The organism is Clostridioides sp. ES-W-0018-02 (assembly GCF_020658175.1).
In the GTDB taxonomy this organism is placed as follows: Bacteria; Bacillota; Clostridia; order Peptostreptococcales; family Peptostreptococcaceae; genus Clostridioides.
Genome location: NZ_JACVVY010000005.1, coordinates 192781 through 211191, shown reverse-complemented (window position 1 = coordinate 211191; position 18411 = coordinate 192781). Strand labels below are relative to the sequence as shown.

The 18411-nt window shown below is 28.6% G+C and carries 21 protein-coding genes; 5 read left to right on the top strand and 16 right to left on the bottom strand.

The features are described from left to right. Nucleotides 1-98: 98 nt before the first annotated feature. The 15 genes from IC219_RS14075 to IC219_RS14005 form a co-directional block, all read right to left on the bottom strand. Nucleotides 99-842: a glutamine amidotransferase gene (locus IC219_RS14075; RefSeq protein ID WP_227434718.1), complete on the bottom strand. Its 744-nt coding sequence runs from the start codon at nucleotides 840-842 to the stop codon at nucleotides 99-101. 19 nt (nucleotides 843-861) lie between these two features. Beyond that, nucleotides 862-2124 carry an ArgE/DapE family deacylase gene (locus tag IC219_RS14070; RefSeq protein ID WP_227831392.1) on the bottom strand — a complete coding sequence of 421 codons (1263 nt, stop codon included), beginning with the start codon at nucleotides 2122-2124 and terminating at the stop codon, nucleotides 862-864. A 154-nt stretch (nucleotides 2125-2278) separates the two neighbouring features. Continuing rightward, a complete protein-coding gene (locus IC219_RS14065; RefSeq protein WP_227434716.1) occupies nucleotides 2279-3277 on the bottom strand; it encodes an ABC transporter permease in 999 nt (332 codons plus the stop codon). Continuing rightward, nucleotides 3261-4772: a sugar ABC transporter ATP-binding protein gene (locus IC219_RS14060; protein WP_227831393.1), complete on the bottom strand. Its 1512-nt coding sequence runs from the start codon at nucleotides 4770-4772 to the stop codon at nucleotides 3261-3263. The genes IC219_RS14065 and IC219_RS14060 overlap by 17 nt, the downstream gene beginning before the upstream one ends. Nucleotides 4773-4822: 50 nt before the next feature. Next, nucleotides 4823-5779: a substrate-binding domain-containing protein gene (locus IC219_RS14055; RefSeq protein ID WP_227434714.1), complete on the bottom strand. Its 957-nt coding sequence runs from the start codon at nucleotides 5777-5779 to the stop codon at nucleotides 4823-4825. A gap of 47 nt (nucleotides 5780-5826) precedes the next feature. Further along, entirely contained in the window at nucleotides 5827-6720 is an 894-nt protein-coding gene (gene rbsK / locus IC219_RS14050; RefSeq protein WP_227434713.1) for a ribokinase, read from the bottom strand. Nucleotides 6721-6761: 41 nt separating this feature from the next. Continuing rightward, nucleotides 6762-7784 (bottom strand): LacI family DNA-binding transcriptional regulator, encoded by a 1023-nt coding sequence (locus IC219_RS14045; RefSeq protein WP_227824800.1) that lies wholly within the window; start codon nucleotides 7782-7784, stop codon nucleotides 6762-6764. Nucleotides 7785-8004: 220 nt separating this feature from the next. Continuing rightward, nucleotides 8005-8982 (bottom strand): biotin synthase BioB, encoded by a 978-nt coding sequence (bioB, locus tag IC219_RS14040; protein WP_227831394.1) that lies wholly within the window; start codon nucleotides 8980-8982, stop codon nucleotides 8005-8007. A 208-nt stretch (nucleotides 8983-9190) separates the two neighbouring features. Further along, on the bottom strand, nucleotides 9191-9454 hold the full coding sequence (locus IC219_RS14035) for a hypothetical protein (RefSeq protein WP_227831395.1): 264 nt from the start codon (nucleotides 9452-9454) through the stop codon (nucleotides 9191-9193). A 69-nt stretch (nucleotides 9455-9523) separates the two neighbouring features. Further along, nucleotides 9524-10597 carry a DUF362 domain-containing protein gene (locus IC219_RS14030; RefSeq protein ID WP_227824802.1) on the bottom strand — a complete coding sequence of 358 codons (1074 nt, stop codon included), beginning with the start codon at nucleotides 10595-10597 and terminating at the stop codon, nucleotides 9524-9526. A gap of 402 nt (nucleotides 10598-10999) precedes the next feature. Next, the gene (locus IC219_RS14025) at nucleotides 11000-11758 is read right to left on the bottom strand and encodes an ABC transporter permease (protein ID WP_227483414.1); all 759 of its coding nucleotides are present in this window, start codon (nucleotides 11756-11758) and stop codon (nucleotides 11000-11002) included. Then, nucleotides 11755-12675 carry an ABC transporter ATP-binding protein gene (locus IC219_RS14020; protein ID WP_413926951.1) on the bottom strand — a complete coding sequence of 307 codons (921 nt, stop codon included), beginning with the start codon at nucleotides 12673-12675 and terminating at the stop codon, nucleotides 11755-11757. The genes IC219_RS14025 and IC219_RS14020 overlap by 4 nt, the downstream gene beginning before the upstream one ends. Next, nucleotides 12672-12872, bottom strand: a complete 201-nt coding sequence (locus IC219_RS14015; protein WP_227434707.1) for a PLD nuclease N-terminal domain-containing protein — start codon at nucleotides 12870-12872, stop codon at nucleotides 12672-12674. Before IC219_RS14015 ends, IC219_RS14020 begins: the two co-directional genes overlap by 4 nt. 4 nt (nucleotides 12873-12876) lie before the next feature. Further along, nucleotides 12877-13971, bottom strand: a complete 1095-nt coding sequence (locus tag IC219_RS14010; protein WP_227831397.1) for a helix-turn-helix domain-containing protein — start codon at nucleotides 13969-13971, stop codon at nucleotides 12877-12879. 224 nt (nucleotides 13972-14195) lie between these two features. Continuing rightward, nucleotides 14196-14630 (bottom strand): helix-turn-helix domain-containing protein, encoded by a 435-nt coding sequence (locus IC219_RS14005; RefSeq protein WP_227831398.1) that lies wholly within the window; start codon nucleotides 14628-14630, stop codon nucleotides 14196-14198. Nucleotides 14631-14958: 328 nt separating this feature from the next. Between IC219_RS14005 and IC219_RS14000 the strand changes: the two genes are divergently transcribed. The 5 genes from IC219_RS14000 (at nucleotide 14959) to IC219_RS13985 (ending at nucleotide 17848) form a co-directional block, all read left to right on the top strand. Beyond that, nucleotides 14959-15135, top strand: a complete 177-nt coding sequence (locus IC219_RS14000) for a hypothetical protein (RefSeq protein ID WP_227434704.1) — start codon at nucleotides 14959-14961, stop codon at nucleotides 15133-15135. A 112-nt stretch (nucleotides 15136-15247) separates the two neighbouring features. After that, entirely contained in the window at nucleotides 15248-15370 is a 123-nt protein-coding gene (locus IC219_RS21770) for a hypothetical protein (protein WP_255613004.1), read from the top strand. A 213-nt stretch (nucleotides 15371-15583) separates the two neighbouring features. After that, nucleotides 15584-15895, top strand: a complete 312-nt coding sequence (locus IC219_RS13995) for a DUF6442 family protein (RefSeq protein ID WP_227434703.1) — start codon at nucleotides 15584-15586, stop codon at nucleotides 15893-15895. A gap of 5 nt (nucleotides 15896-15900) precedes the next feature. Next, nucleotides 15901-16110 (top strand): helix-turn-helix transcriptional regulator, encoded by a 210-nt coding sequence (locus tag IC219_RS13990; RefSeq protein ID WP_021382875.1) that lies wholly within the window; start codon nucleotides 15901-15903, stop codon nucleotides 16108-16110. 367 nt (nucleotides 16111-16477) lie between these two features. Continuing rightward, complete coding sequence (locus IC219_RS13985; RefSeq protein WP_227831399.1) at nucleotides 16478-17848, top strand: MATE family efflux transporter; 1371 nt, start codon at nucleotides 16478-16480, stop codon at nucleotides 17846-17848. A gap of 69 nt (nucleotides 17849-17917) precedes the next feature. Here IC219_RS13985 and IC219_RS13980 read toward each other — a convergent pair whose 3' ends face one another. Continuing rightward, nucleotides 17918-18124 (bottom strand): hypothetical protein, encoded by a 207-nt coding sequence (locus tag IC219_RS13980; RefSeq protein ID WP_227434701.1) that lies wholly within the window; start codon nucleotides 18122-18124, stop codon nucleotides 17918-17920. Nucleotides 18125-18411: the final 287 nt, after the last annotated feature.

Sequence of the window (18411 nt, the reverse complement as noted above, 5' to 3'; positions counted from 1 at the left end):
TAAATAGCTTCTATATTATAATCATTTTATATAAGAAAACCTCTTGACTTGTAAATTACACTTTATCAAGTAAGAGGTCTTTTAAATTTATAAAATTTTTAGCATGTTAACCAATCAAGCATATTAACCCATAATTTATTATAATATTTCCAATCAGTAAATTCTCTTGGACCCCAATGAGGTGCACAATCAGAACTAAAGATAGCAGATTTTCCTTTTCCAAATTCGCCAACAGCTACAAATGGGTCTCCTCCAATAGTCGCTAGCACAGGACAATTATCTTTAGCTATTGTCTTATTATATCCTAAAAACTGTGGCCATTCCTTTGGTATATCTTTTAAAACTGGATGTTCAGAATCAACAACGACTGGAGTTATTCCTGCTGGTTTTTCAACCCTATCATCTTTATCTATCATTGTTATTGGCAATACATCTTTGATAGCAGTTTCTCCAAATCTAGCTTTTGCATCTATACCTGTAAATGACATATATCCACCTACCATGATTAATGCTCCACCGCTATTTACATACTCTTTAACTAACTCAAGTCTATCTGGTTTACTATTACAATCTATAAATGTACTATTAGATAATAAGAATGTATTAGAACCTATATCAGATAATATTATACAATCATACTCATTTAACTCTTCCAATTTATATGGAAAACTGTCTGCTGCTACATGTGCAGGCATATGAACTGCTTCATATCCTCCAGACTCTACTGCTTCTTTTAACCATTTTACTGCTTCTTCATAATGTGTTGTAACAAATGTGTCAAATCCCTTTATATGAGTTATATTTTTTACCCACGATTCCCCTACTATTAATACTTTTTTCATCTATATATTCCTCCTACTTTTATAAGTTTAATATTAGACTGGCATACATAAGTATACTGTCTAAATACTCTTGAATTTCAACATACTCATCTATTGAATGACATTGTTCTATTGAACCTGGCCCTAATATTAGTGTTGGGATTTTAGCTAAGTTTTTCATCAGTCTTGCATCATTTCCAGCCGTTGACCCCTTTATATTTAGCTTTCTTTCTAAGGTTTCTTCTAATATCTTTTGAGTATTAACTATAAATTCAGATTGCTTGTCCATCTCAAAACCTAATCCTGATTGATATATATTTATCTCTGGTTTATTATCTTTAAGCCACAAATCTCCATCAGCTCTTGTCATTATAACCTTAGTTATATCTTCCACAACTTGCTCATAACTCATTGTATTTGGCAAGAAATGTACACATAAATTAAATACACATTTATCTGGTACAGTAGAGCCTGCTGTTCCACCATTTATTACGCCTAGATTTATTGTAGGTGGAGGTAATAAAGCATGTTTATATCTCATAAGCCAATTATGTTCTAACTCTTTTATATCTTGGAGTAATAACATTGCCTTTTCTATAGCATTTACACCTTCCCACTTACTTCCACAGTGGAGAGATACACCTTTAACTTCAACCTCAAAGAATACAAATCCCATATGTGCAATTATTATGTCCTTCTCTGATGGTTCACAAATTACACAGTAATCTCCATCAATTCCATTCATAACTGCATTTATAGTTCCATTTCCTCCGCCTTCTTCATCTACCACCGACATTACCTTTATATTGCCAGGTATATTTAAGCCACTATCTTTTATAAGTTTTACAGCTAATATTGAAGCTATTAGACCAGATTTCATATCTGCAGTTCCAAGTCCATAAAGCTTACCTTTATCTTCTGTAGCACAATATGGATTATATCTCCATTTTTTTATATCACCAGGTGGCATAGTATCTACATGACCATTAAAAACTATTGTCTTACCAGGCAAATTATCACTGTACTTACATATTAAATTATATCTATCATCATAATTGTGACCTAGATTACCTTCTTTATATATGTCTTTTGCCTTTTTAATTAAATCTTCGCTCATTTCTTGCCTATTTACACTAAAACCTATGGAATTTGCAAGTTTTTCAATATATTCTTGACCTTCCTTTTCAAATCCACCTAGTATTCCATGACCTACATCTTCGGTTTTGATACTTACAAGCTCTTTTAAATAGTCTATATATTCTTTTTTATTGCTATTTAATGTATCTAAGAGAATTTTTTTCATATTTCCTCCTAAGATTTATTTTCACATTTAAGATTTCAAAGTTAATATCCTCTGCTTAAATTACAATGTTTCTTTTTATTTAATACCTATCCTTTTTATTTAGCATCTATGCAAAACTAATAATTCTTATAGCTTACTAGTTAAGTAATATTTATTATTTTACTTTAGCTGATTTTTTTAATTTTATGTTATTTATCCATATAGCAAATAACATTACCAAACCTTTTATAATCATCTGATTATATGAAGATACACTCAATAGGTTTAATCCATTTCCTAATATTCCTATTATTCCAACACCTATACATGTACCTACTATAGAACCAGAACCACCCATCATATTAGTACCTCCAAGCACAACTGCTGCTATAGCATCCAATTCGGCTCCATCTCCAACAGTTGGTGAACCTGATGCTAAACGTGAAGATAATATTATTCCAGCTAAAGCTGTTAATAATCCAGCTAAGGCATATACTTTAACTATAACTTTATTTACTTTTACTCCACATAGTCTAGCTGCTTCTTCATTCCCACCTACAGCATGTACATGGCGTCCAAAATCAGTTCTTTTTAAGAGAAAATGTCCTGCTATTACGACTATAATCATAATTATAACTGGTATTGGTATTGGTCCAACATATCCTCTACCAAGCATCTTAAATGCATCTGTGTTTACTGATATAGGTCTCCCTCCTGTAAACACAAAGCTTGCTCCACTTATTATTGTCAACATAGCTAAAGTTACGATAAATGGTGGTAATTTTTGTGTCGAAATAATTGCACCTTTTATGATACCTAGTATTGTTCCAATTGCTAATGCCAGTAACATACCAACCCATACAGGTGCATTGTAATTCACTACTGTTGTAGCCCAAAATGTACCTACTAAAGCAATTACTGCTCCTACACTTAAGTCTATTCCTCCTGTAATTATTACAAAAGTCATCCCTACTGCAAGAATTGCATTTATTGATATTTGTCTTCCAACATTAATTAAATTATCTAAAGTTAAAAAATTAGATGAAGCTACACTCATTATTATAAAAATTATTACAAGTCCTATAGCTGCACTCCCCTGGTCTTTAAATACACTTGTTAATTTTGATAATAATGGAGATGAAGCATTTTCTTTATGCTTAGTTATTGAACTCATTAATTTTACCTCCAAAAGCCAATTTTAATACATTATTTTCAACCATTTCTTCACCTTCTAAAAAGCCACTTATATGACCCTCTCTCATAACCATTATCCTGTCACTCATTGATATCAACTCTGGTATCTCTGAAGATATCATTATGATACTTACGCCATCCTCTACCAAGTCACCCATTAGATTGTATATCTCTGCTTTAGCATTTACATCTATACCTCTAGTCGGTTCATCCATAATTAATATGTCTGGTTGTAATAAAAGCCATCTGGCTATTATAGCTTTTTGTTGGTTACCACCACTTAAGCTCTGTATAACCTGATTCATATGTGGAGTCTTTATTTTTAAAGCTTCTATGTATTTTTCTAAAACTTCTTTTTCTTTTTTTCTATCTATAACTGATTTAAATTTAGATACTTTCTTTAATCCTGCCATAGTTGTATTTTCTTTGACACTCATCTGTAAAAATAATCCAGTGCCCTTTCTATCTTCTGTTATCAAACCTAAACCATTTTCAATTGCATCCGATGGTGTTTTAAATTTAATTTCTTTATTATTTAAATATATTTTCCCAGAACTATATGTTCTAAGTCCAAATATAGCCTCTACGATTTCACTTCTCTTGCTTCCAACTAATCCACCTATTCCTAAAATTTCTCCTTTTCTTATATTAAAGCTGACATTATTAAAAACATTGTTTTTAGTTAGATTTTCTACCCTCATAATTTCTTCTTTGATTTCTACCTTTCTTTTAGGGAAAAATTGGTCTAATTTTCTATCTATCATTAAATTAACTAATTCTTCCTCAGATGATACTTCTTTGGTATTCAAAGTCGAAATCATTTTCCCATCTCGCATTATAGTTATTCTGTCACAAATCTCAAAAAGTTCTTCCATTCTATGAGAAATATATATTATACTAACTCCACTACTCTTTAAATCATTTATAAGTCTAAAAAGTATCTCAGTTTCTTTTTTACTTATTGAAGATGTTGGCTCATCCATTATCAATACCTTAGTTTCTGATGATAAAACTCTTGCTATTTCAACCATTTGCTTTTGAGCTATACTAAGTTCTTTGACTAAGCTACTTGGATTTATATCTATTCCCATATTGTCAAAAATCTTTTTAGATTCTTCATTCATTTTTTTATCATTAGTTAAGACCTTGCCATTTATTTCTTTTCCCATAAAAATATTTTGTGCTACTGTCAATTCATCAAATACTGTTAATTCTTGATATATGGCATTTATACCTATTTTTTTAGAAATATCTGGTGATATATTTTCTATCTCTTTTCCTTCAAAAATAAATTTACCAGCAGTCTTTGCATGTGCACCAGTTAAAATCTTTATCATTGTTGATTTACCAGCACCATTTTCACCCAGTAGTGCATGAACTTCGCCATGAAATAACTCAAAATTAACATTATCCAACGCCCTAACTCCAGGAAATTCCTTAGCAATATTACTTAACTTTAGAATTATATTACTCATAATGACACTCCTTTTTAGATAGGATTTCTTTTAAATAATCTTATTTTTTATTAATTCTTAAAGTCTTTTATATTTTCTTTATCATAAAGTAAGGCTGGTACTGGTATATTTTTCTCTACCTTTTCACCTTTTATAGCCTTTACTACTGCTTCTACTGCCAAACGTCCCATTTCTTTAGGTTGTTGCTGAATCATAGCAAGAACAGTTCCATCTGTTATTCCAGTTGCTGCTTCATCAGTTAAATCAAATCCTACAATCTTAACATCCTTATTTTTTGCAGATTCAAGTGCAGCTTTAGCTCCTAATACACTATTTTCAGCTGTTGCATATATTATATCTACATTTGGATTAGATTGAATTAAGTTTTCTACAGTATTAAGAGATTCTTCTCTATCATATCCTGGTTGTGAGTTTAATATTTTAACATTAGCTGAACCTTTTAATGCCTCTTTAAACCCATCTATTCTTTGCATTTGTATTTGAGATTTTAAATCTGTTACTATTGCAATTTCTGATTTTCCACCTAAGTTTTCATCTATATACTTTTTAGTGTATTCGCCTAATTTTTTACCAGCATCGTAACTAACTGTTCCAACATAACTTGTAATATTTTCAGTATTTAATACAGCATCTACTGTAACTACAGGCATTTTTTCAAATGCTCCCTCTACAGCTGGTACTATAGCTGAATTATCTGTTCCAAGTACTATCATTCCATCTACATCCTGTTGTATAAAATCTTCTATAGCTGATGTTTGCTTAGCTACATCTTGGTCTGGGTCATTTACTATGACTTTTACACCTAGTTCTTTAGCTTTTTCTTTTATCCCTTCATCAATGTCTATAAAAAATTGATGTTGAAGAGTTATTGTAGATACCCCTATAGTTAAATCTTTCTTAGCTGAATTATCCTTCTTTTCTGATTTACCTGGTCCATCCATTGAACATCCTGTTAACATTCCTACTGCTAGTGTTGCAACAATTCCTAAAGATAAAATTTTTCTCATAATTACCCTCCATTTTTAATAGTTTTAGATTTGAACAATTTTAATTTTTATTTATTAATATCTAAATATTTTTCAACATCTTCCCTATAAGGCATTCCAGATTGAGCACCTAATTTTGTTACAGATAGTCCTGACACTACTACAGCATACCCTACTGCTGTATATAAGTCTTTGCCTTCTGTTATAGCTACTGACAATGCTCCATTAAAAGTATCACCTGCCCCTGTAGTATCTTGAACATCAACATTTATACAAGACACATGTTTTACTTCTTTACCATCATAAAATCTAGCTCCATTTTTTCCTTCTGTTACTACAAGTTTATTTGGATGTTTTTTTAATACTTCTTCTATACTTTCCTCTGTGTCAAAAACTATCTTATATTCATGTTCATTTGGTGTTAAATAGGTTACTTTTTCTATTATATCTTCATCTAATCTTATTGCTGGTGCTGGATTTAATAAAACCTTTATATTATTTTCAAAACAGAAATTTACTACATATTTTATTGTTTCTAGTGGAATCTCTAACTGTAGTAATACTATATCTGCATTCTTTATCTCTTCTTCATTCTTTTTAATTAAGTTTATATCTACTAGTTCATTTGTTCCTGGCACAACAACAATACTATTATCATTTTCACATAGTGTTATGACAGCAACACCAGAACTTTTTTGATTATTTCTAGCTATCAAATTATAATCAACTTTATTCTCTTTAAAATTTCGTATCAATTCTTCGCCTAAGCTATCTTCCCCTACACAAGATATCATTTTTACATTTGCACCTAACTTAGATGCTGAAACTGCTTGGTTAGCACCTTTTCCCCCAGGTGATGTAAAAAAGCTATTACCTAGTATTGTTTCTCCTTTTTCTGGTCTTTTATCTACAGAACATACCATGTCCATATTTACACTTCCTATGACAACTATGTTTCCCATTACGTTACTCCTTTACATATCTATTTATGCTTTTCATGCTGTTAATTACTTTCTTTAGTTGAAGCTCTTATCACTAGTTCTGCCTTAAAAATTAATTCATCAAAGGATTCTTTCTTATCTCCTCTTAAACAATTTATTAATATTTCACTGGCTTTATATCCTATATCATAAGATGGTTGTCGTACTGTTGTAAGTGGAGGACTTATTAAACTAGAAGTTTGAATATCATCAAATCCCACAACGCTTACATCGTTTGGTATATTTAATCCTCTTTCTTGAAGACCTCTGATAACACCTATTGCAATTAAATCATTTGCACAAAATATCGCATTAAAATCTATCACTTCTAAATTTTTTATAAATTCTTGCCCCCATTCAATCTTATATTTTCCTTCAAATACATAATTAGAATTGTAATCTAAATTACACTCAGTTAAAGCTTTTTTATATCCTTCTAATCTATCTATTGCTATTTCATTTTGAAGTGGACCACTCAAGTATATTATTTTCTTATTTCCAATATCTAATAAATGTTTTGTAGCTATATATGCACCCTCAAAGTTATTTATTTTAACTATGCCTTTTAAGGTTTCTTTATTCATACTTATTTTCTTATCGATTAATACTGTTGGTATTTTTATATCTTTGTAATTTGCCTCTTTCCAGTTTGTATTTGATGATGCTGCAAATATAATTCCATCTATCATTCTTTCTGATAATGTTCTTATCCCTTCATATTCCTTTTTGGCATCTTCATCTGTATTACATAAAATTATATTATAACCTTCCTCATTAGCTTTATCTTCCACACCTCTTGATACATCTGTGAAAAATGGATTTCGTATATCTGGTATAAGAAGTCCTATTGTATTTGTTCTTTTAGTTACTAAACTTTGTGCTAATTTATTTGGAACATAATTTTTTTCCTTCATTATTTTTAAAATCTTTTCTCTTGTTGCTTGACTTATATTTTCATCTTTATTATTAATGACTTTTGATACAGTTGTTTTGGAAACACCAGCCAATTCGCCAATCTCTTTTATAGTTATACTCAAGAAGTTCACCCCCACAATTTAGGAAACCGTTTTACTTAACCGGTTACCTAGATACTATCATATCTTTTTTCGCTTTGCAACTACTTTATACAAATTTTGATATTTTTCTTATTTTTCATAATATTGCAATTTATAAATTCAAATTTAATATTTATATTAATATACAAAAAAAAATTAATATACTTTTATAATTATTTAAAAGTACATTAATTAATTTAAGTAATCTTTATTAAAGTTCAAGTCCTTGTTCTATAATCATTTTTTTATCATTTTCAATTCCATTTCCTACAGTTGTTAAATAATCACCTACAATTGCAGAATTTACACCACCATTAAATCCAATTTTGTCATACCCTTTTAAAGATAGCCTTCCACCAGCATATCTTATGTATACATTAGGAATTATAAATCTAAATACTGCTGTTGTTTTTAATATTTCCATAGGCTCTAATACATCATAATTTTCCATAGGAGTATTCTTAATAGGGTTTAAAATATTTATTGGAATTGATTTGGTATTTAATTCTCGTATTTCAAAAGCCATTTGTAGTCTTTGTTCTTTACTTTCATTCATCCCAATTATTCCACCTACACATACATCTAATCCAGCCCTTTTAGCTTCTTTAATTGTTCTTATTCTGTCTTGATAAGTATGTGTTGTACATATATTATCAAAATTATCTTTAGATGTCTCGACATTATGATGATATGTAGTCACACCTACTAATTTTAGCTTTTTAGCTTGCTCATAATCTATAATTCCTAGAGATGCACATAATTTTAAATTAGTATTTTCTCTTAATCCTTCATAGATATTTAAAATATCATTAAACTCTTTTCCTGTTATACCTTTACCACTTGTAACTAAAGAGAATCTATGTACTCCTTTACTTTCCATTTCTTTGGCTCTCTTTAAAATCTCATTATAATCTAGTAATGAATATTCTTCTATCCCAGTTTTATAATGAGATGATTGTGCACAAAATTTACAGTCTTCACTACATTTGCCAGACTTAGCATTCATTATTGTACATAAATCTACTTTTCTTCCCATAAAATATTCTCTCATTTCATTTGCAGATTTTAATAAGATATCAAAATTGTTTTTGTTATTAGTGTCAATACTTATTAAATTAAGAGCTTCTTCATAATTTATTTCTTTTCCACTCAATATTTTATTTTTTAATTTGACTATGTATTTTTCCATATATCCTCCTATTTGTCAACTTATATTTTTTATATAGTTTACTTATTATATATAGTATTACATAGACAACATTTATTGGTCAACTTTATTTTATATATAGGTTTACTATTACGAAAAAAAAATACTGTTCTAAAATAGTATTTGTATAATATCTTATACGTATCATTATTAAAACAGTATTTTTTATTAAAGAATCATTCTTATTAATTTATAAAACCATCCTTGTCTTAACTCCATCCAAGCTTTCTATTGTAACAACCTCTAAACCTTCATACTCTCTAAATAGCCATTTTAAATCCTTCATAGCTTGATTAACCTGACTTTTTGTTAGATTATTTATAAAATATTCTTTTCTAGTTTCCTCATACTCTTTGCTAGTTAAAAAGTTTCTTAGAAAATTAAATGCAAATACACTTGGAATATTGTTTACATTAGCTTTCTTGCTATTTTCTTTCTCATAGTAAATTTTCATAAATGCATACTCCTTTGATACTTTTAAATTTCTCTTACAATAATTATATGCATTTAAGTCCTACTATTCTTATAATTTTATTAATTCATATTCTTTATTTCCCATTCCCATTTCACACGCATAGTCTATTATTCTAGTTCCATTTACATGAGGATGCTCATGTTTAAACACATCATGACCCATTTCCTTACAAACCAAATCATAGCATGCTTGTTCAATAGCTACTGGGTCTGTTGATGCTAATATTCCTATATCATGTGCAATCGGTCTACCTGACCAAGGCACACAATCACAAAGTGGAGTCACATTCATAACAAAAGTTATATATCCTACCTTATCTTTTTTGTTTGATACTGCTCCATAAGCGTATTCTGCCATCTTTTCAACAAATACATCTGAGTCACTTTCCCATTGTATAGTTACTGCTCTAGTTGGACAGACAGTTGGACATTCTCCACATCCATAACACACATCAGAATCTATAATTGCCTTCTTATCTACTATACTTATAGCTTTTGTAGGACAAGAATTAACACATTTTCCACATCCTACACACTTCTTCTCTTTTACTACTGGCGTAACATCAGAATGTTGCATTTGCTTTCCTGCTGCACTTGCACACCCCATAGCTAAATTTTTTAATGCTCCTCCAAAACCTGCTGCTTCATGACCTTTAAAATGACTCATTACTATCATTGCAGAAGAATTATAAATTTCGCCACCTATTTTCACACTTTCAAAATGTTTTTTATCTATTTGTACATTTTCATAATTTCTACTGTACAATCCATCTGCAATTATTACTGGCGCATTTACCACTGCATAGGCAAAACCATTTTCTATAGCTGTTGTAAGATGGTCTACAGAATTTGTTCTACTCCCTGTATATAATGTATTTGTATCTGTTAAAAATGGCTTTCCTTCACAATCTTTAATCTTATCAACCACTTGTCTAACTGCTACAGGACTCATATATGTAGTATTTCCTTTTTCTCCAAAGTGAAGTTTGATTGCTACTTGGTCATTCTTTTCTATTAAATCTTTGAATCCTGCTGTATCAAATAATCTTTTTACATTGTTTGGCACATTTTTATTTTGCGAATTTGAGTATAAGTCACAAAAATATACTTTTGACTTTTCCATATCTACACCCCTTTAAAATATTTACTTGAATTAATTTTATCACTTTTAAAGTAATTTTTTAGTATATTTTACCACAATTAAAGATTCTTATCTTTATTTAATAAAAACAATATTATTTTAACTCCTTACTACATTTTTTAATTCTTTATTAGTTTAGGCTCTATATACTATAGCATATCTTAAATAACTGATAATCACTAGATTATAATCTATCTCCTTTTTTATTTTTAAACAATTCCTTAAGCTAATAATTTAATTATTATAAAATATAATGAGTACGACTAAAACAAAAAAAGACTTGAAACTTAAGTTCAAGTCTTTTTTACTTAGATATATTCTTATATATTACTAAGTATATTTTTACACAATACAGTGCTATTTACATTTATAATAAAGATATCATTAAACTGGTTTTTTATTAAATAAAATAACAGCTGATAACAGACACACTATCGAAATAATAATTGTTACAATGATTGGAATAATAAATTCTGGAGCTGTCACTTTACCTGAAATCAAATCTATATTTTTTGATAATATGAAATTAGGCGTATAAGGTGCAACCTGTTTAGGAATAGAAATTAAACTCAAAACAAGAGTTACTACTAATACAAGTAATACACTTGCAAATGCTGGTCTAAATAGTACACATCCAAGAATTAATATAGTAATATACATAATACCAATTATCCATAAGTTAAATGCTGAAAATACAACATGATTAAGATTTGCAGTTGGCCAAAAATACATTGTATAACCATAAGTACATAAAAAGCTCAGCCAGAAACCAATGGTCATAATAATTACTGCAATAGAAAATTTAGACAATACTACAGACGAACGTGACAATCCTTTAGTCAACATAATGACAAGTGTCCCTTTAGAATATTCGTTTGATAAAATATTACAAAAAATAATTAGAGTTAAACTCATTCCAAGACCAGAAATATTGCCAGAAAACTGTGTCCAAGAATCTAAAGCAGTTGGTAGAGCAGTAACTTTTAAAGTTGGGGCAAAATGAGCAATCAAGTCTGGCATAAATTTAGCAGAAAGAGGACTCATTATTCCAAATATTAAAAATAAAATAATCAAACTAAATAATTTATAATTTCTTACGTTCTCTACAAATTCTTTTTTTGTAAATGCTATGTATTCTCTCACTTTACTACCTCCAAAAATAAATTTTCAAGTGACAATTCTATTAATTCCATCTTTATTGGACAAAGATTCATTTCTGCAAGTGTAGATATGGCTGTTTGTTGTATTGATTTTATATCTTTACCATGGAAAATAATTTCCATATTAGTCTCTTCTGAATCTTTAAGTAAGGATTTAATGCTACTACTAGACTTAAATGCTTGGATTTCATCATTACTTGAAAATTCCAATAAAAGTCTATCTTTTCCGTGCATACTTTTTATTTCTGAAAGTGTACCACTAAGAGCAATGCTTCCGTTATTTAATATAGCTACATGGTCACAAATTCTTTCAACATCAGACAGTATATGTGTTGAAAATATTACAGTTGTTGAGTCTTTGATTTTAAACATAATATCTAATATTTCTTTTCTCCCAACAGGGTCAAGTGCGCTTGTTGGTTCATCACAAATAAGTAATTTAGGGCGTGAAAGTAATGCTTGAGCTATCCCAAGACGTTGCTTCATTCCACGAGAAAATCCACCTATTCGTTTCTTTTCATTTCCAAGTCCCACAAGTGTCAACAACTCTTCACTTCTTAACTTTATTTCTTGTTTTGAAAGCCCTGTGATTTCTCCACAAAGAGAAAGATATTCAAGTGGTCTCATATAGTTATAAAACTCTGGAACATCAGGTAGATAACCTACATGGCGATTAGAACTTGTTCTTCCATAAGTCACCTTCTCACCAAAAACATTTATAGTTCCACTATCTGCTTCAAGTAACCCAAGCACCATTTTCATTGTTGTAGTCTTGCCTGCACCATTCTTACCTACAAATCCAAATACTGACCCTTCTGGTACAGTAAGATTTAGCTTATCTATTATCTTTCGATTACCAAAACTTTTTGATAACCCATTTATTGAAACAATATTCATCATTCATCACCTCTTCCTATAGTGAAATATAAAATTGGACCTATTATACTTATAAATAGCACTAAAATAATCCATATTGCCTTATTACCAATTTTATAATTTGGATGTTTTATTATATGAATAAGTGCAGTAATTACAAGTATTAAATTTAAAATAATAACAGGAAGTAAAAGTGGTAGATATTCCATTAAATTTTCCATAATCTTATTCCTCCAATAAAGATAATTTTTCTATAAGAAATCTGTATTCTTTGTTCTCATTTAATACAGAGAACATAGGATTATTCTTAATAGCAGCAACAATACCTGCCTTTACAATTGTATCATCACGTGTAATACCTGTTCCAATCTCAGAAATCCAGCAATCAATATGATTAAAAAAGTCATCACTATGTAGCATAATTGGATATATATCACTTATTGCCAAATCTACATATCTTTGTAACGACTTAATAGCTCCTTTAGTATTTCCATGTATTAAATTCATTTGTATCTGAGTCAAATATACAGAAAACATAACACCAGGAGATAATTCATTAAGGTCAAATGTATCTGAAATTATTAAAATACGTCTTTCTATTTCTTCAATTTGTGATTTATCTGAGTTTTGCAGAAGTCCCACTAAATCTTGAACTAATAATGTAAGATTCTGATATGCTCCAATCTGTAACGTTTCATTAGCTTCATTAGTTTGACCATTCATCATTTGTCCCTGTGCAAGAAGTATGCTTTCATTTACCATGGGAAAATTGCTATCTTGAAATAAATCAATAACTTCTATAGGTTGATTTAACAAGATATAACAAGTTGCCTCCATACCTTTTGACTGACGACAAATTTCTATATCATCACTTGTTCCTCGTATTCGAATAAAAATTTCTAATGCTTCACTAATTAATAGTTCACGTTTTTCTTCATCTACAAGATCATAATGATTAATTATCAAAATACCCATCTGATAAATCAAAGGAAAGCATGAATAATATTTTTTTATGGTTTCTCTTATTTCATCCATAACTTCATCAAATGGTTTAACAGTAAAATCTTTACACAATCGCTGATATAGTTTATTAATATCTTCCTTAATCATTTGTGGTTCGTAGCAAATTAATTCATCAACTGTAATGTTGAAATATGTCGCGAGTTGTGGTAAAAAAGTGATATCAGGATAACTTTGCTCAGTTTCCCATTTAGACACAGAAGCTTTAGAGATACCTATATAATTTGCAAGTTCATCTTGTGTAATTCCTTTTTCTTTACGCTTTAAAATTAGTGTTTTTGCAATGTTTAATTCATTCATATCAACACCTCCTTTGTATAATTATATCCTTAAATCCATAAACCTAACAAGCGATTTGAAGTTGACTTTTGATGAAAAAATCAACCATAGAGAAACAAATAAGCAGGTATCTTAGATACCTGCTTAAATATATTTTTAAATTCAATTTATATAATTTTTTATTTATTCCAATCATTTCCACATTTTTATACAAAACCACATATGAATATATCCAAATATATTTTTTATTTATCATGTTTTTTAAACGTCTTGTATAAAATATCTTTTAATATGAGTACATTATTCTCATTGCTCATCCTGTATTCCTTTTCAAATCTTGAATATAATTCTTCAATAGCTATTTGATACTTTTCTATCCCTTCTATGTCAACATATGTTTCTAAAATAGGATACTTAGAGCTCCATGCTTTTGTCCAGTCAACATCCTTACTAATATTATCAGTTACATCTTTAGAACATAAATTACTTTCATCGATTAAGTAATCATAAGTAATATTAAATAGCTTTGATATATTTTTTATATTTTCTAAGTCTGGCTTAGCTTGCCCTAATTCCCACTTGCTAATAGTTTGTCTAGATACATTTAGTCTTTCAGCCAACAATTCTTGAGAATAATTATATTTCTTTCTTAGTTTTGTAATCTTGTCTCCTAAATTCATATATTAAACTCCTTTCAATGTAAAAATAATTATATTTCAATTATAAAGTATTAAACTCAATGGTTCTACAAAGCAAAGTTTGAAACATGTAAACTTTAGTTTACATACATGATGAATCATTCTATATGAACAATACTAATATTAATATTTAATTATAGATTTTTTAATAAAAATTAATTATTTATTCTTAAATAATAAAAAAAGGCTTGTGTTGTAGTTAACTCCAAGTAGTATACTCTATTTAAGAATTGAGTAAAACATAATGAGTTTTATGTAGAGATATTATACAGTTTATAAATCATATCATACTAAAAAAGAAATAAGGGAATTGTTTTCTAAACTTACAGGTGTTAATGTTGATGAAAGCCTATATTTAATACCACCATTTTATACAGATTTTGGAGAAAATATAAGAGTTGGAAAGGATGTATTTATTAACCATGCTTGTACATTCATGGATAGAAGTGGAATTACGATTGCAGATGATGTACTGATTGGACCTTAAGGTAAATCTTATAACAATAAACCCTCCTTTAGAGCCCTCAGAAAGACATTCCACTGTGTCTACACCCATAGTTATAAAGAGGAATGCTTGATTAAGTGCAGGAGCAATGATTATGCCAGATATTACAGTAAGTGAAAATACTGTTGTTTCTGCAGGAGCAGTAGTCACAAATGATGTACCTCCAAATACTGTGGTTGCAGGTATCCCTGCTAAGATAATAAAGACTGTATGTTAGATTCTAAGTTTAAATTTGGTTATTAGTTCAATAGAATATTATTATAGTATTTCAATAAAAAAGACATTTTTAATTTAATTAAGTTTGTCTTTTTTTATTGATTTTTATTATACTCATTTCAAGTTTTATTGTCAAAGTTCTTGACAAGTAAACTTGTCATAAGTATAATAAAAGTACCAAGTAAACTTGGCATCCAAATAGGAGGTATCTTACATGAATAAAGAAGAAATTTTAAGTAAGAGTCGTCAATCCACTAAAGATGAAGGCTTAGAGTATATTGAAAATAAAGGCAGAAAAATAGGATATTCAATTTTCATATGTGTCTTCGCTTTCATTGTAATATTTAACGCCTTTATTGGACAAAAGAGTGATGCAGTATCTGCTTTATTTTGGACATTTGGTCTTGCTGAAAATATAGCAAAATACCAATTCACACATGAAAAAAAGAATTTAATTTTGGCTATTGGTTTCTTAATTACAACTATATTCTCATTAACTAATTTTGTTTTATCATCATTAAGGTAAGCAATATGAATGAAGAATTAATATTAAAAAATCACTTAAAAATAGCAAGAACAGAGAAAAAATTATCTCAAAGTCAGCTAGCTGAAATGGTCGGCGTGTCAAGAAACACTATTAGTTCAATAGAAACAGGTCAGTTTAATCCAACAGCAAAATTAGCACTTATTTTATGTATAGCTCTAGATAAAAAATTTGAAGATTTATTTTACTTTGAATAAAATGTATTGTAGTCATAAAATATAAAAGAAACCATAGTTATTGTATATTTTATTCACTTCTAAAACTCAAAATAAAAAGAGTTAAATAAATAAAACAAAAAGAGTAAATGGTTAGATATTTATTATCTTATCACTTTACTCTTTTATTTATTTTAAAGTCTTATACATCTCTTTAATACCCTACATTCCATATTCATTAAAATAACTCCTATTTTCAAAAACCTCATTTTTAAATCCATATGTTGTCTAAATATAAAATAAATATACAGGTACCTTAATAAATATGTTGCAAAATTATTAAGGTACCTGTATAATATATTTCATAAGGTGCCTTATCATTATAAATCATATTATTTAGGAGGATAACATGGAAAATGAAAAATCAAACATTAAATATTTAAAAGAAGAACCAATAAAAAAAACTATTCTTTATTTATCTATTCCTATGATGATAGGAATGTCAGCTGGAACTATCTATAATGTAATTAATGCCTACTTTATAGGTTTAGTTCATGACACAGCTATGCTTAGTGCAATAACATTGGGACTCCCTATATTTACAATTCTAATGGCTTTTGGAAATATGTTTGGCGTTGGTGGTAGTACATTCATAACTAGGCTAATTGCACAAAATAATAGTGATGAAGCCAAGAAAATTGCTGGATATACTTTTTATGCAAGTATTATAACAGGTCTATTGATAGGTCTAATTGGCTACTTACTAATGAATCCTATTATTAGATTATTAGGTTCCGATATGACTACATTTGAATATACAAAACAATATGCAATTACACTATTTGTTGGCGGATTTTCTATTATATTGAACTTCTCTCTTGAACAAATTGTAAGGTCTGAAGGTGCATCAAAAGAATCTATGTATGGTATGTTTGTAAGTGTAATAGTTAGTATCATATTAGATGTTTTATTTATACTAGTTCTTAATATGCATGTGTATGGTGCTGCATTATCAATGATACTTTCTAACATTGCATCTAGTGCTTATTATGTTTGGTATTTAAATGTTAAAAGCGAGAACCTTAGAGGGTTTTTACATTACATAAAAATCAGCATAAACAGTCAAGTTGAAATATATAAAGTTGGTGTATCCCAATTAATCCAATGCTCTTTCTTAATTGTGACCACATTATTATCCAATAACTACTCTATGCAATATGGAAATAACATAGTTGCTAGTTTTGGTATAGCACTTAGAATTGCTCAAATTCCAGAATTCTTTGTTATGGGTATTGTTTTAGGTGTAATGCCACTTATAGCATATAATTTTTCTAATAAGAATATACCTCGTTTAAAGGAAAGTATAAAGTATTCTGCTTTATTCATATTTGTAATCGCAGTTGTATTTTCAGGAGTTGTTTATATATTTAGAACCCAAGTAATACAAACATTCTCAGTTGATACGTCAGTTATTGAAATAGGAACGTATGTATTGGTAGCTATGTTAGTATCTGCCTTATTCAATGGAGTTACATCTTTATTTATGACAATATATCAAGCATCAGGAAAAGGCATTGAAACAGGTATAATGTCTATAAGCCAAGGTGGATTGTATATACCTATAGTAATATTGCTTAATTATTTTTATGGACTTGATGGGCTAATATGGTCTATGACAGTAACAGAAATTATAACATTTTTAATAGGTGCAGTTTTATATATACCTTATAGTATAAACCTTAAAAAGGCATCAACTAAAAATAAAGTAAGTCTTATATAAGATTTACTTTATTTTTAATTTTAATGTTAGTCAATACAAATTATTTTATTATATGTAATTATTAATATATTAATCAATTTTATTAAAAATAACAGACTTCTCTTTTAAAGAGATTTTTCCTACTTGATATCCATATTCATTTAATTCTTTTTTATATTTTAAAAACGAATGGTCTATCTCTATTCCTGCAATATCTTTTATTTCTTCAAAAGTTAATTTAAATGATTGATTACCATTTTTCTTGACATATTCCCATAAAGAACTATATTTGCTCATTTTATATCACTCCTTTTAAAATTATATCTTATCTATTAGTTTATATTCTATCACTATTAATTTATAAAGTTATGCTACTTATTATTTATATGAAAAAATATACAAATAATAAGTAGCAATTTTTTATAATTATCATATTTTCTTCATATTTAAGAAAAGTCACTCGTAGTTAAAATATTTTTTTAAAGAAAGTTTACTTCATCAGAAAACAAATTTTAATTGTTCTTATTTTTATTATGTAATTATTCAAGACAATATGTCATTGTTGAAATACAACTCTAATAACT

Coding starts and splice junctions, on each gene's coding strand:
- IC219_RS14075 (WP_227434718.1), bottom strand. CDS start 842: ATGAAAAAAGTATTAATAGTAGGGGAATCGTGGGTAAAAAATATAACT.
- IC219_RS14070 (WP_227831392.1), bottom strand. CDS start 2,124: ATGAAAAAAATTCTCTTAGATACATTAAATAGCAATAAAAAAGAATAT.
- IC219_RS14065 (WP_227434716.1), bottom strand. CDS start 3,277: ATGAGTTCAATAACTAAGCATAAAGAAAATGCTTCATCTCCATTATTA.
- IC219_RS14060 (WP_227831393.1), bottom strand. CDS start 4,772: ATGAGTAATATAATTCTAAAGTTAAGTAATATTGCTAAGGAATTTCCT.
- IC219_RS14055 (WP_227434714.1), bottom strand. CDS start 5,779: ATGAGAAAAATTTTATCTTTAGGAATTGTTGCAACACTAGCAGTAGGA.
- rbsK (WP_227434713.1), bottom strand. CDS start 6,720: ATGGGAAACATAGTTGTCATAGGAAGTGTAAATATGGACATGGTATGT.
- bioB (WP_227831394.1), bottom strand. CDS start 8,982: ATGGAAAAATACATAGTCAAATTAAAAAATAAAATATTGAGTGGAAAA.
- IC219_RS14035 (WP_227831395.1), bottom strand. CDS start 9,454: ATGAAAATTTACTATGAGAAAGAAAATAGCAAGAAAGCTAATGTAAAC.
- IC219_RS14030 (WP_227824802.1), bottom strand. CDS start 10,597: ATGGAAAAGTCAAAAGTATATTTTTGTGACTTATACTCAAATTCGCAA.
- IC219_RS14020 (WP_413926951.1), bottom strand. CDS start 12,675: ATGATGAATATTGTTTCAATAAATGGGTTATCAAAAAGTTTTGGTAAT.
- IC219_RS14015 (WP_227434707.1), bottom strand. CDS start 12,872: ATGGAAAATTTAATGGAATATCTACCACTTTTACTTCCTGTTATTATT.
- IC219_RS14010 (WP_227831397.1), bottom strand. CDS start 13,971: ATGAATGAATTAAACATTGCAAAAACACTAATTTTAAAGCGTAAAGAA.
- IC219_RS14005 (WP_227831398.1), bottom strand. CDS start 14,630: ATGAATTTAGGAGACAAGATTACAAAACTAAGAAAGAAATATAATTAT.
- IC219_RS21770 (WP_255613004.1), top strand. CDS start 15,248: ATGCCAGATATTACAGTAAGTGAAAATACTGTTGTTTCTGCAGGAGCA.
- IC219_RS13995 (WP_227434703.1), top strand. CDS start 15,584: ATGAATAAAGAAGAAATTTTAAGTAAGAGTCGTCAATCCACTAAAGAT.
- IC219_RS13990 (WP_021382875.1), top strand. CDS start 15,901: ATGAATGAAGAATTAATATTAAAAAATCACTTAAAAATAGCAAGAACA.
- IC219_RS13985 (WP_227831399.1), top strand. CDS start 16,478: ATGGAAAATGAAAAATCAAACATTAAATATTTAAAAGAAGAACCAATA.
- IC219_RS13980 (WP_227434701.1), bottom strand. CDS start 18,124: ATGAGCAAATATAGTTCTTTATGGGAATATGTCAAGAAAAATGGTAAT.